The sequence below is a fragment of the Pseudomonas sp. LS1212 genome, from assembly GCF_024741815.1.
In the GTDB taxonomy this organism is placed as follows: Bacteria; Pseudomonadota; Gammaproteobacteria; order Pseudomonadales; family Pseudomonadaceae; genus Aquipseudomonas.
Map to the genome: position 1 here is coordinate 4,637,561 of NZ_CP102951.1, position 12,884 is coordinate 4,650,444.

General features: G+C 60.2%; 13 protein-coding genes. 7 read left to right on the forward strand and 6 right to left on the reverse strand.

Translation table 11 applies throughout. The annotated features are described in order from the left end of the window. Positions 1–80 precede the first annotated feature (80 nt). A complete protein-coding gene (locus NVV94_RS21575; RefSeq protein ID WP_258444378.1) occupies positions 81–983 on the forward strand; it encodes a DMT family transporter in 903 nt (300 codons plus the stop codon). A gap of 29 nt (positions 984–1,012) precedes the next feature. Here the strand turns inward: NVV94_RS21575 and NVV94_RS21580 are convergent, their stop codons facing one another. Then, on the reverse strand, positions 1,013–1,291 hold the full coding sequence (locus NVV94_RS21580) for an ogr/Delta-like zinc finger family protein (RefSeq protein WP_258444379.1): 279 nt from the start codon (positions 1,289–1,291) through the stop codon (positions 1,013–1,015). A gap of 262 nt (positions 1,292–1,553) precedes the next feature. Here NVV94_RS21580 and NVV94_RS21585 point away from each other — a divergent pair, with 262 nt between their 5' ends. Next, complete coding sequence (locus NVV94_RS21585) at positions 1,554–1,973, forward strand: helix-turn-helix domain containing protein (protein ID WP_258447777.1); 420 nt, start codon at positions 1,554–1,556, stop codon at positions 1,971–1,973. 9 nt (positions 1,974–1,982) lie between these two features. Here the strand turns inward: NVV94_RS21585 and NVV94_RS21590 are convergent, their stop codons facing one another. The 4 genes from NVV94_RS21590 to NVV94_RS21605 form a co-directional block, all read right to left on the reverse strand. After that, positions 1,983–2,342, reverse strand: coding sequence for a putative holin (locus NVV94_RS21590; RefSeq protein ID WP_408733427.1), 360 nt, complete (start codon positions 2,340–2,342; stop codon positions 1,983–1,985). Continuing rightward, positions 2,329–2,748, reverse strand: a complete 420-nt coding sequence (locus NVV94_RS21595) for a head completion/stabilization protein (RefSeq protein WP_258444381.1) — start codon at positions 2,746–2,748, stop codon at positions 2,329–2,331. The genes NVV94_RS21590 and NVV94_RS21595 overlap by 14 nt, the downstream gene beginning before the upstream one ends. Positions 2,749–2,820: 72 nt before the next feature. Further along, a complete protein-coding gene (locus NVV94_RS21600; RefSeq protein ID WP_258444382.1) occupies positions 2,821–3,060 on the reverse strand; it encodes a response regulator transcription factor in 240 nt (79 codons plus the stop codon). A 113-nt stretch (positions 3,061–3,173) separates the two neighbouring features. Continuing rightward, positions 3,174–4,391: an SAM-dependent methyltransferase gene (locus NVV94_RS21605; protein WP_258444383.1), complete on the reverse strand. Its 1,218-nt coding sequence runs from the start codon at positions 4,389–4,391 to the stop codon at positions 3,174–3,176. Between the two features lie 407 nt (positions 4,392–4,798). Here NVV94_RS21605 and bglX point away from each other — a divergent pair, with 407 nt between their 5' ends. From bglX to NVV94_RS21630, 5 genes are all read left to right on the forward strand, one after another. After that, the gene (gene bglX / locus NVV94_RS21610) at positions 4,799–7,093 is read left to right on the forward strand and encodes a beta-glucosidase BglX (protein WP_258444384.1); all 2,295 of its coding nucleotides are present in this window, start codon (positions 4,799–4,801) and stop codon (positions 7,091–7,093) included. A gap of 172 nt (positions 7,094–7,265) precedes the next feature. Next, entirely contained in the window at positions 7,266–9,026 is a 1,761-nt protein-coding gene (locus tag NVV94_RS21615; protein WP_258444385.1) for an ATP-binding protein, read from the forward strand. Next, entirely contained in the window at positions 9,020–10,354 is a 1,335-nt protein-coding gene (locus tag NVV94_RS21620) for a sigma-54 dependent transcriptional regulator (protein WP_258444386.1), read from the forward strand. Before NVV94_RS21615 ends, NVV94_RS21620 begins: the two co-directional genes overlap by 7 nt. Before the next feature lie 177 nt (positions 10,355–10,531). Further along, positions 10,532–11,854, forward strand: coding sequence for an MFS transporter (locus NVV94_RS21625; protein WP_258444387.1), 1,323 nt, complete (start codon positions 10,532–10,534; stop codon positions 11,852–11,854). A gap of 148 nt (positions 11,855–12,002) precedes the next feature. Beyond that, positions 12,003–12,626, forward strand: a complete 624-nt coding sequence (locus tag NVV94_RS21630) for a flavin reductase family protein (RefSeq protein WP_258444388.1) — start codon at positions 12,003–12,005, stop codon at positions 12,624–12,626. 1 nt (position 12,627) lies between these two features. Here NVV94_RS21630 and NVV94_RS21635 read toward each other — a convergent pair whose 3' ends face one another. Beyond that, on the reverse strand, positions 12,628–12,858 hold the full coding sequence (locus NVV94_RS21635; RefSeq protein ID WP_258444389.1) for a hypothetical protein: 231 nt from the start codon (positions 12,856–12,858) through the stop codon (positions 12,628–12,630). Between the last annotated feature and the right edge of the window lie 26 nt (positions 12,859–12,884).

The window sequence follows — 12,884 nt, forward strand, 5'->3', positions numbered from 1 at the left end:
CTGTCGCCAGCTGTAACAGCGCAAATGCCGGGGCTGTGGCTCAATGAGGACTCTTCTCTGTTTTTGCCAAGGCTTCTGGTATGTCTACCCGCGAAAACACCGGCATGGCCCTGGGCCTGCTCGGCGTGATCATTTTCAGCCTGACCCTGCCCATGACCCGCATCGTGGTGCAGGAACTCCATCCCCTGCTCAACGGCCTTGGCCGGGCCTTGCTCGCGGCGATTCCGGCCGCCGCCCTGTTGCTCTGGCGCCGGGAAAAGTGGCCGACCTGGGCGCAGATCAAAGGCCTGAGCCTGGTCGCTCTCGGGGTAATCCTGGGCTTTCCGGTTCTGTCGGCCTGGGCCATGCAGACCCTGCCGGCCTCCCATGGCGCGCTGGTCAACGGCCTGCAGCCGCTGTGCGTGGCGATCTATGCCGCCTGGTTGTCCCATGAACGCCCATCCAGGGCCTTTTGGGCCTGCGCCGCCCTGGGCAGTGCACTGGTGTTGGCCTATGCCATGATCAGCGGGGCCGGCAGTATCCAGGCCGGAGACCTGTTGATGCTGGCGGCCATTGCCGTAGGCGGTCTGGGTTATGCCGAGGGCGGTCGGCTGGCGCGGGAGATGGGCGGCTGGCAGGTCATCTGTTGGGCGCTGGTGCTGTCCACCCCCTTGCTGATCGGCCCGGTGATCTACCTGGCCCTGCAACATCAAGGCCCGGTGTCCATGCGTACCTGGTGGGCGTTCGGCTATGTCTCGATGTTTTCGCAGTTCATTGGCTTCTTCGCTTGGTACGCCGGTCTGGCCTTGGGTGGAATTGCTCGCGTCAGTCAGGTCCAGTTGCTGCAGATCTTTTTCACCATCGCCTTTTCAGCCCTGTTCTTTGGCGAACACGTTGAACCGATTACCTGGTTATTCGCCGCCGGCGTCATCATGACCGTGGTGCTGGGGCGCAAGACCGGCGTGCGGCCCGCGCACGGCAGGACCTTGCTGCCCAAGGCCTGAACAAGCGCAGGCGACAGCCGGCCGGACCTTCATGATGCAAGTTCCGCCTCAACCGCCGGGCGCTGAATCACCGGTTTGAGTGCAGCTCGGCGCAAATCGGAACCGGCACTCGGTAACTTGACCTCAGGGTTTGGCATGCCACTGGGAGACAATTCATGGGTCATCTCGAATTCAGCCCGCACCGACCAGCCACAGGCTTCATTGGTGCATTGCAAGTAGGCAATGCGCAAAAAAATATGCCGCCCTTCACTGGTACGAATGCGCATGCGACTCAGGCAATGTGGGCAAACCAACTTATAGGTACTCACGCCTGCACCTCTTTACTTAAGCTGTCGTGCAAGAACATCGCTTCTCTACAATTCGTATATCCCTGGCAACTTTTCATCCGCTGGGTGCTCTCCTGTAAGCTAATGAACGACACAAAGAAGGAAATTTCCTTCCCTCGTTTAAGAAAAAACAACATTGCGATATATGTACCGATTGGTAGTGTTCAATATTGCAAAAAGTATCTACGCGAATCGAGTAAATATTTGCGACAAAGTACATCAATACATACGGGTAATACTCATTATGAGTAGCAAAGGATCTGCTGCAGTGCTGGCTCGATTGAAGCTAATCACCGACTCAAAGACCGATATGGCCTTGTCCATAATCCTTGGAATCAGCCCACAGACATTGAGTAGCTGGAAAGGACGCGAAAGCATTCCTTATGCAATTTGCATAGACATCGCTGAACAACACGGCATTTCTCTTGATTGGCTGTTGACCGGAACGGGCCCAAGGCTGCGCGAAGATCATCAAGCCTCATCGCCCATTGCTCCCGACAATGCATCCTGGGAAATCGAACTGTTGAACCAGCTGCGCGCCTTGAGCGAAGTCGACAAGCATTCGATCCAGCTGGCGGTTCAGGAGAAAAAGCGCATCCTCGACCTTGAACGCCGGCTGGAAGCCTTGACCAGCGCCTTGGCCCTGCGCACCCCATCGGCCTGAATGACTTGCTCATCGCCCGCCTCTCAAGCGCTGGAAAACTTCCCGCAGATCGGCACCGTCCAGCCAGACCATGACTTTGATGCTGATGGGAATGACCACCACGGCGCCGACAAAGGCCGCTACACCGCTGGAAAGAAACGACGCCATCGATAGCACCAGCGGCGTGAACAGATATCCCACCCCCGCTGATAACAGCAGCGATCCCATGCGCTGCCAGGCTTTGAGGCTTTGTCGGGTACTGGCCACCAACCAGGCGCCAAGCAAGGCACCAAACAATGCATCGCCATTGATCAACGGAATGAAGGAAGCCAACCCCAACCCAAGATAAAGGCTGGAGATACTGGTAGAGGCAGGCTCAGTCACGACCACACACTCCTGAGATTGCCGTAGTCGATCGGACCCGGCGACGCACCCCGTTCGGCTGGCAGTCGACAACCCGCAGATGCTGCTCAAGCTCCCTGCGAACCGAAGCGTCGATTGCTTTGCTATAGCAACTGAACAAAGAAGAACTCCGGTTTTCAGACCCACCGGACAGATCTTCCAGGCGTGCGTAGCCTTTGCCTCGCAATACGGCACGCCATTTACCAAACTCCCGGTTGACCCGCTCAGCAGCACCGATGGCGGCGACCGCCAGCCGGGCATCACTGATGTCGTCGATACTGCCTAACCTTGCGCGCAGTTCGTCGAGATCAATCCGTGGCCAAAAAGGATCTGGATTGATCGCTCGAAGCTGACCGTAGGCAGGATCGGGATAATTGTCATGCAGCGATTCCATGCGCGAGTTTCCTATCTTCAAGGCACAGTGGTTGGAGAAAACGGCCTTCGATGTGGGCCGCAAAGTGTCCCTTCAGGCATGGGGCAACACCCCTTGCTCAAACGCTTTGAGCAAGGCCGCGGAACGTGTAGACACGGAGAATTTTTGACGGATGTTGCCGAAGTGAAAGTTCACGGTCGCTTCTGTGCAACCGAGAATTCGGCCAATTTCCCAAGAGGTTTTGCCTTGGGCGTACCAGCGCAATACTTCTTGCTCTCGCAGCGTTAAACGAACGGTCGTTAGGTGACCATCGTCCCTGATTGGTTGTGACATCGTTTCCGGCTCCCTGTGAATCGCTCACAGGGAAAGTACTCAGGGCGCGGCGAGCGGACAACGAGAGCGGGTTGTAGGCAGTGAGGCGACAATTGCGCCCCATCCGCAGGTGTTCAGCCGAGCAAACCATCAGCCTTGAGCAGGGTTTCCAGGCAATGCTCCTCAATGGCGTAGAAGTCCTTGAGTGCCTGGATCTTCACCAACAGGGCCGATGGATCCTGTGGCTCGGCGCGCTTGACCGCCAGGATCATCTTGTTCTTGTTGGTATGTTCCAGCGAGATGAACTCGAATACCTTGGTCTCATAGCCACAGGCTTCCAGGTACAGCGCACGGAGGCTGTCGGTCACCATTTCCGCCTGCTGGCCCAGGTGCAGGCCATACTGCAGCATCGGCTTGAGCAGGCCCGGGCTCTGGATCTGCTGGCGAATCTGTTTGTGGCAGCACGGCGAACACATGATGATTGCCGCGCCGCAGCGAATACCGGTATGGATGGCATAGTCGGTGGCAATGTCGCACGCATGCAGGGCGATCATCACGTCGATTTCGGCTGGCACCACCGTGCGCACATCCCCGTGCTCGAACACCAGGCCTGGGTGTTCCAGCCGGGCCGCAGCGTTGTTGCACAGGGTGACCATGTCTTCACGCAACTCGACCCCGGTAACCTGCGCCTCGCGCTGCAGGCTGTTGCGCAGGTAGTCATGAATGGCAAAGGTCAGGTAGCCCTTGCCCGATCCGAAGTCGGCCACGCGCACCGGCTGCCCCTGGGCCAGCGCCGAAGTGCTCAGAGCGTGGGAAAACACCTCGATGAATTTGTTGATCTGCTTCCACTTGCGCGACATGGCCGGGATCAGTTCGTGCTGCTTGTTGGTCACGCCCAGATCGGTCAGAAACGGTCGACTCAGTTCCAGGTAACGCTTTTTCTCCCGATCATGCCCGGCCGCCGGTGCTTCAGGGGTCTGCTGCGGCACATTGCGGTGCAGCATCGGCTTGCCCTTCTTGCTGAATTCCAGTTGCACCTCGTCGGTCAGGGTCAACAAATGGGCGTTGCGAAATGACTCGGGCAATAGCTCGGCAATCAACGCCTGCGCCTCGGGCACCGGCAGGTTGCGCGTTATATCGCGGGTCTTGTAGCGGTACACGAAGGACAGACACGCCTGGTCCTTCACAGTGAGCGGCTTGATAATCACCCGCTGCAGCTCCGCCTCACTACCGATATGGCGGGCCAGCACCAGCTTGATGAAGGCGTTCTGTTGCAGGCTGGTCTCGAGCAGCGCCAGAAACTGCACGCGGTGATCCGGTGCAGGTTTGGCAGAGATGGCGGTAGCGGACATGCGAAGGGTGCCTCAGGAATGCGGGGCGATCGCGGGGATCGCAATGGGCGCCATTTTAAGGGGTATGAAGGCCGAGGGCACGGGCAATTTCGCATACACACCTACTCCGCCTCGCTGACGAAGATCAGCATGCCGGTGCTGCCAACGGTGTGGTGCAGGTTCTGTTCGAGAAATTGTCGGCGGGCCAGGTTGGATGCACTCCCTCGATTCCCGTGACAACGGTGGTGGAGAGGCCCGTACGACCCCTAATGCCCGGCACTTGAGGCATAATCGGTCGCCGCCGCTGGACCATGTCGGCCCAATCCGCTAAAAGACTGCCCCAGCAAATTACAACAATAGCCGCCCCCCCAACTTCGGCTGAACAGTATTGACCGTAGGTACTGTTGCAAGCCTTGAGAGTCGAATTCATGAATAAGCTGTGTTTGCTGGGCCTGCTCGTCGGCCTGGCCAGTCACCCGGCCTTGGCCGACACCCCTGCCGAGCTGTTGAAGAACAAGAACGCATTCATCAGCGACCTGATGCAGCAGATGACGCTCGATGAAAAGATCGGGCAACTGCGCTTGATCAGCATCGGCCCGGAAATGCCCCAGCCGCAGATTCTGAAGGAAATCGCTGCCGGCCGGATCGGTGGCACGTTCAACTCCATCACACGTGCTGAAAACCGTCCGCTGCAGGACGCCGCGATCAAGAACAGCCGCCTGAAGATCCCGATGTTCTTCGCCTACGACGTGATCCACGGCCACCGGACCATCTTCCCGATCCCCCTGGCGCTGGCTTCGAGCTGGGACATGGACGCCATTGCCCTGACCGGCCGCACCTCGGCAATCGAAGCCAGTGCCGATGGCATCGACATGACCTTCGCGCCCATGGTCGACATTTCCCGCGACCCACGCTGGGGCCGCACCAGCGAAGGCTTCGGCGAAGACACCTACATGGTTTCGCGCATCGCCAAAGTCATGGTCAATGCCCTCCAGGATCAGACCGCCAGCTCGCCGACCAGTCTGATGGCCAGCGTCAAGCACTTTGCCTTGTACGGCGGCGTCGAAGGCGGCCGCGACTACAACACGGTCGACATGAGCCCCACGCGCATGTATCAGGTCTACCTGCCGCCCTACCGCGCCGCCATCGACGCCGGTGCCGGCGGGGTGATGGTCGCGTTGAACTCGGTCAACGGGGTGCCGGCCACCTCCAATACCTGGCTGATGCAGGACCTGCTGCGCAAGGACTGGGGCTTCAAGGGTGTGACCGTGAGCGACCACGGTGCGATCACCGAGCTGGTCCGTCATGGTGTTGCCCGCGATGGCCGCGAGGCGGCGAAACTGGCGATCAAGGCCGGCATCGACCTGAGCATGAACGACTCGTTGTATGGCCAGGAGCTGCCCGGCCTGCTGAAGTCTGGCGAGATCAGTCAGAGCGATATCGACAATGCCGTGCGTGAGGTCCTGGGCGCCAAGTACGACATGGGCCTGTTCGAGAACCCCTACCGACGCATCGGCATCGCCAGCGAAGACCCTGCCGACACCAATGCCGAAGGTCGCCTGCACCGTGATGCGGCCCGCGCCGTGGCGCGCAAGAGCCTGGTGTTGTTGAAGAACGAGAACCAGACCCTGCCGCTGAAGAAGCAGGGCACCATTGCCGTGGTCGGCCCGCTGGCCGATGCCCAGATCGATATGATGGGCAGCTGGGCCGCTGCGGGCGTTCCTGCCCAGTCCGTGACCTTGAACGACGGCATTCGCAAGGCAGTCGGCGAAAGGGCACGGGTCATCTATGCCAAAGGCGCCAACCTCACCCACGATAAGGCCATCATCGAGTACCTGAACTTCCTCAACTTCGATCGCCCCGAGGTGGTGATTGACCCACGCCCGGCCAAGGTGATGATCGACGAAGCTGTCGCGGCCGCCAAACAGGCGGACGTCATCGTGGCGGCGGTCGGCGAATCGCGCGGCATGTCCCATGAGTCGTCGAGTCGTACCACGCTGGAGATCCCGGCCAGCCAGCGTGACCTGATCACGGCGCTGAAAGCCACGGGCAAGCCGCTGGTGGTGGTGTTGATGAACGGTCGTCCGCTGTCGCTGAGTTGGGAGCAGGAACAGGCCGATGCCATGCTGGAAACCTGGTTCAGTGGCACCGAAGGTGGCAACGCGATTGCCGACGTTCTGTTCGGCGACTACAACCCGTCCGGCAAACTGGCGATTACCTTCCCGCGTTCGGTCGGGCAAATTCCGACCTACTACAACCATCTGAGCATCGGTCGGCCGTTTACCCCGGGCAAGCCGGGCAACTACACCTCGCAGTACTTCGAGGAGCCCAATGGCCCGCTGTATCCGTTCGGCTACGGCTTGAGTTACACCGACTTCAGCCTGTCGGAGCTGACGCTGTCGAGCCGATCGTTGAAAATGGGCGATAAACTCGACGCCAGCATCCGGGTGAAAAACACCGGCAAGCGTGAAGGCGAAACCGTGGTGCAGTTGTACATTCAGGACGTGACGGCCTCCATGAGCCGCCCGGTCAAGGAGTTGAAGAACTTCCAGAAAATCATGCTCAAGCCCGGTGAAGAGAAAATTGTTCACTTCACCATCGATGAGGAAGATTTGAAGTTCTACAACACCCAGCTCAAGTTCGCTGCCGAGCCAGGTGAATTCAATGTACAGGTGGGCCTGGATTCCCAGGCAGTGAAGCAGCAGAGTTTCGAGTTGCTTTAATTGAATGCTGCTGGCAAACCCGCTCCTTCCGTCCACTGTGGGAGCTGGCTTGCCAGCGATGCTGGCGACGCGGTCTGTCTACACCAGCGAGGTGATGCCATCGCTGGCAAGCCAGCTCCCACAATTACAAAGTGCTATGGTATCCGCCCCGAACTTCTCCGACCCTGTGCCCATGCACCTCCCCACCCGCCCCCTGCGCCTGACCCTGATCGTTCTGCTGATCCTTGCCGGCACCCTGGTCGCAGCCGGCTGGGCGATGCGCCAGGCCGAACACCGGGCAATGATCGAGGATGCCGCACGGGCCAATGAACAATTGGCGCTGTACGCCAATTCCCTGCACACCCTGATCGAACGCTACCGCGCCCTGCCTGCGGTCCTGGCACTGGACCCGGAACTGGTCGAGGCCTTGCGCGGTCCGGTCAGCCCTGTCACCCAGAATGCGTTGAACCGCAAGCTGGAACGCATCAACGGCGCGGCCAAGTCATCGACCCTGGAGCTGCTCGACCGCACCGGGCTTGCGGTGGCTGCCAGCAACTGGCAATCGCCCAGCAGCTATGTGGGGCAGAACTACGGCTTTCGCCCCTACTTCAAGCAAACCCAAAGCCAGGGCACCGGCCGTTTCTACGCCGTGGGGGTGACCAGTGGCATCCCTGGCTACTTTCTCTCGAGCGCCGTGAGCGATGAGAAAGGTGCGTTTCTCGGAGCCATGGTGGTCAAGCTGGAGTTCCCGGAACTGGAGCGTGAATGGCGTCAGGGCAGTGATGTGCTGCTGGTCAGCGATGCTCGCGGCATTGTTTTCATCGCCAACCGGGATGGCTGGCGTTATCGCGAACTGCAGCCATTGTCGGCCAAGGACCGCGCCGAACTGGCCGCCACCCGGCAATACGACAAACAGCCGCTGACGCCCTTGCAGCACCAGTCCTTGAAGCCGTTCGCCGACAATAGTCACCTGGTTCGCGTGCAGGCTCCCGAGGGCGAGGCAGAGTATTTGTGGGAGTCGCTCCCACTCGCGACCGAAGGCTGGACGCTGCACCTGCTGCGCCGTCCGTTAATGGCCGCTGAAGATGGCCGCAATGCTGCAATGGCGGCGGCCGCCATCTGGCTGAGCCTGGTGTTCCTGTTGCTGTTTCTCAACCAGCGCTGGCGCCTGGCCCGCCTGCGTCAGCGCAGTCGTGAGGAACTTGAACGCCTGGTCGAAGAGCGCACCCGGGATCTGCGAACCGCTCAGGAAGGCCTGGTGCAGTCTGCCAAGCTCGCCGCATTGGGACAGATGTCCGCCGCGCTGGCCCATGAAATCAACCAACCCCTGACCACCCAGCGCATGCAACTGGCGACCCTGCGCCTGCTGCTCGATCATGGCCGGCTCGAGGAAGCCCGCCAGGCGTTGATTCCGCTGGAACAGATGCTGACCCGCATGGCGGCCCTGACCGGCCATCTCAAGACCTTCGCCCGCAAAAGCCCGAGTGGCCTGCGCGAACGGTTGGACCTGGCCTCGGTGGTCGATCAGGCCCTGCAGCTGCTCGACCCGCGCATTCGCAGTGAAGTCGTCAGCACCGCCCTGCACCTGACCCGGCCGGCCTGGGTTCGCGGCGATGCCATTCGCCTGGAGCAAGTGCTGATCAACCTGCTGCGCAATGCCCTGGATGCCATGCGCGAAAAACCGCTCAAACGCCTGGTCATCCACCTCGATGCCGATCAGGCGCAATGGCGTCTGAGCGTGGCCGATACCGGCGGCGGGATCGCCGAAGAACACCTGGCCAACGTCTTCGACCCGTTTTTTACCACCAAACCTGTGGGTGACGGCCTGGGCCTTGGCTTGGCCGTATCCTATGGGATCGTCCAAGAGCTGGGCGGCCGACTGCTTGCCGACAATTGCGCCGATGGCGCTCTCTTTACCTTGATCCTGCCCGTCGACTCGGAGACCTCATGTTGAACACCGTAATAGTCGTCGATGATGAAGCCAGTATCCGCAGCGCCGTGGAGCAATGGCTGAGCCTGTCGGGTTTCGAGGTGCAATTGTTCAGCCGCGCCGAAGATTGCCTGGCGCAGTTGCCCCGGCATTTTCCCGGTGTGGTTATCAGCGATGTACGCATGCCCGGCATGGACGGGCTGGAGCTGCTGCAAAAACTGCAGCACGATGACCCCGACCTGCCAGTCATCCTGCTCACCGGCCATGGCGACGTGCCAATGGCCGTGGAGGCCATGCGCATCGGCGCCTATGACTTTCTCGAGAAGCCCTTCAGCCCGGAAAGCCTGCTGAGCAGCCTGCGCCGCGCCCTGGAAAAGCGCCGGCTGATCCTGGAAAACCGAAGCTTGCATGAGCAGGCCGATATCAAGGCCAAGCTCGATGCGACCTTGCTCGGCGTCTCGCCAAGCCTGCAAACCTTGCGCCGTCAGGTACAAGAGCTGGCGCCGCTGCCGGTCAATGTGCTGATTCGTGGTGAAACCGGCAGCGGCAAGGAACGGGTCGCCCGTTGCCTGCATGATTTCGGCCCGCGCGCCGACAAGCCATTCGTTGCGCTCAATTGCGCGGCCATTCCGGAGCAATTGTTCGAGGCCGAGTTGTTCGGCCATGAAAGCGGCGCCTTCACCGGTGCCCAGGGCAAACGCATCGGCAAGCTGGAATACGCCGATGGCGGCACTGTGTTTCTCGATGAGATCGAAAGTATGCCACTGGCCCAGCAAGCCAAGTTGCTGCGCGTGCTGCAGGAAAAGAAGCTCGAACGCCTGGGCGCCAACCAGAGCATTTCGGTCGACTTGCGGATCATCGCCGCAACCAAGCCCGACCTGCTGGAACTGGCCCGTGTCGGGCGGTTTCGCGAAGACCTGGCCTATCGCCTGAACGTTGCCGAATTGCGCCTGCCACCCCTGCGTGAACGGCGCGAAGACATCGCCCAGTTGTTCGAGCACTTTGCCCGCAGCGCCGCCGAGCGCCTGGGTCGCAGCGCCCCGCCGCTCAGTGGCGCGCAGTTGGGGCACCTGCTCAGTCACGACTGGCCGGGCAATGTTCGTGAACTGGCCAATGCCGCCGAGCGCCATGCGCTGGGCCTGGGCGAACCTGCGCCGGAACTGGCCGAAGTCGGCCATTCCCTGGCGGCCCAGCAGGAAGCCTTCGAGGCCCAATGCCTGCGCTCGGCGCTGAGCCGGCACAACGGCGACATCAAGGCGGTGCTCAATGAACTGCAGTTGCCCAGGCGCACCCTGAACGAAAAGATGCAACGCCATGGCTTGTTGCGCGAAGACTTCCTGAAAGACGCCTGAAACTCACCGCCATCGGCAACTTTCCGCTTATCAATACCCTGCTGATAAGCGGATTTCCGCTCATGCTTTCCGTAAAACCCCTCTAGTACGGGCGTTTCAGTTCTGGCACAGGTCCTGCTATAGCCCTGTCAGGCTGCGTTTCGACGCGCTCCACAAAAACAACTAGAAGGATCCATCATGGATAACTCCACTACCCTGCCTGCCGGGGCGGCGGCTACACCTGCCGTTGAAAGAACCACATCGAGTCGACTCAAATCGATTTTCAGCGGTTCAGTCGGCAACATGGTCGAATGGTACGACTGGTACGTCTACGCAGCATTCTCCCTTTACTTCGCCAAAGTCTTCTTCCCCAAAGGCGACACCACCGCGCAGTTGCTCAATACCGCCGCGATTTTCGCCGTGGGTTTCCTGATGCGCCCGATCGGTGGCTGGCTGATGGGCCTGTACGCCGACCGCAAGGGGCGCAAGGCCGCGCTGATGGTCTCGGTACTGATGATGTGCTTCGGCTCGTTGATCATCGCCCTGACTCCGGGCTATGAAACCATTGGCGTCGGCGCACCGATCATGCTGGTCCTGGCCCGCTTGCTCCAGGGCTTGTCGGTAGGCGGCGAATACGGCACCTCGGCCACCTACCTCAGCGAGATGGCAACCAAGGAACGCCGCGGCTTCTTCTCCAGTTTCCAGTACGTGACGCTGATCTCCGGCCAGCTCATCGCCCTGGGCGTGTTGATCGTCCTGCAACAGACCCTGACCACCGAACAGCTGCATTCCTGGGGCTGGCGTATCCCGTTCGCCATCGGCGCACTGTGTGCCGTGGTCGCGCTGTACCTGCGTCGCGGCATGGAAGAAACCGAGTCCTTTACCAAGAAAAAGGAAAAGCCCAAAGAGAGCCTGATGCGCACCCTGATGCGTCATCCCAAGGAACTGATGACCGTGGTCGGCCTGACCATGGGCGGCACCCTGGCCTTCTACACCTACACCACCTATATGCAGAAGTACCTGGTGAACACGGTCGGCATGAGCATTTCCGACTCCACCACCATTTCGGCGGCCACCCTGTTCCTGTTCATGTGCCTGCAACCGGTCATCGGCACGCTTTCGGACAAGATCGGCCGGCGTCCGATCCTGATCGCCTTCGGCGTGCTCGGCACGATTTGCACCGTACCGATCCTGACTACCCTGCACACTATCGAAACCTGGTGGGGCGCGTTCTTCCTGATCATGGCCGCGCTGATCATCGTCAGCGGTTACACCTCGATCAACGCGGTGGTCAAGGCCGAGCTGTTCCCCACCGAAATCCGCGCACTGGGTGTCGGCCTGCCCTATGCACTGACCGTGTCGATCTTCGGCGGTACCGCTGAATACATCGCACTGTGGTTCAAGAGCATCGGCATGGAGACCGGTTACTACTGGTACGTCACTGCCTGCATCGCCTGTTCGCTGCTGGTGTATGTGTTCATGAAAGACACCCAGAAGCATTCGCGGATCGAGACTGACTGATCCCACAAGCAACAAACGAAAGGGGCAGTGCCAGAGATGGCCTGCCCCTTTTTTTGCACTTTTTAATCAATTGAAACGCCAGGCAATGCCTTGCACACTACGCGCCTGTTCAACGCGATGGCCCGTCGGGGCGGGAAGGAATTCGGTAATGGCTGAGGATAAGTACTACTACGAACCTGCGCAGGGCCATGGCTTGCCCCATGACCCGTTCAACGCGATCGTCGGTCCGCGGCCCATTGGCTGGATCTCCTCGCACGACGGCGAAGGCCGCCTGAACCTGGCGCCCTACAGTTTCTTCAATGCGTTCAATTACATTCCACCGATCATTGGTTTCTCCAGTGTCGGCCGCAAGGACAGCCTGAACAACATCGAACAAACCGGCGAGTTCGTCTGGAACCTGGCAACCCGTCCGCTGGCCGATGCCATGAACCAGAGCTGCGCAGCCGTGGCCCCGGATGTCGACGAGTTCGCCCTCAGTGGCCTGACGGCCGTACCCTCAAGGGTTACCTCGGTACCCCGGGTGCTGGAAAGCCCGGTCTCGTTCGAGTGCAAGGTGACGCAGATCATTCAGCTGCAACGCGCCGACCAGGAGAAGGTACCGAGCTGGCTGGTGCTCGGCGAAGTGGTTGCGGTGCATATCGCCAGATCGCTGCTCAAGGACGGTATCTACGATACGGCTGCCGCCGAGCCGATCCTGCGTGGCGGTGGCCCGGCCGACTATTTCCAGTTGGGCGAGTTGTTCAAGATGACGCGCCCGCACGTGAGTAAATAACTCACCAGACCAGCGCACCCTCCTCGGAAACGTTGACCAGTTTCGCCAGCTCTTCGCTGGCAGCCTGGTCAGCTTCGAATGCCTTCTTGAAGGTCTGTCCTTCCAGCACCTTGTGAAAGCGCGGCGCGCCACCGGCTCCGAGCGCCTTGACGGCAATCGCCGCGCTATAACCGCCCTCGACCGGAACAACTGCTGAAACCGCTTCGTACTGCTCGAACTCTCTACGTGCCATGTCACTTATCCAGGCAATTGATCAAT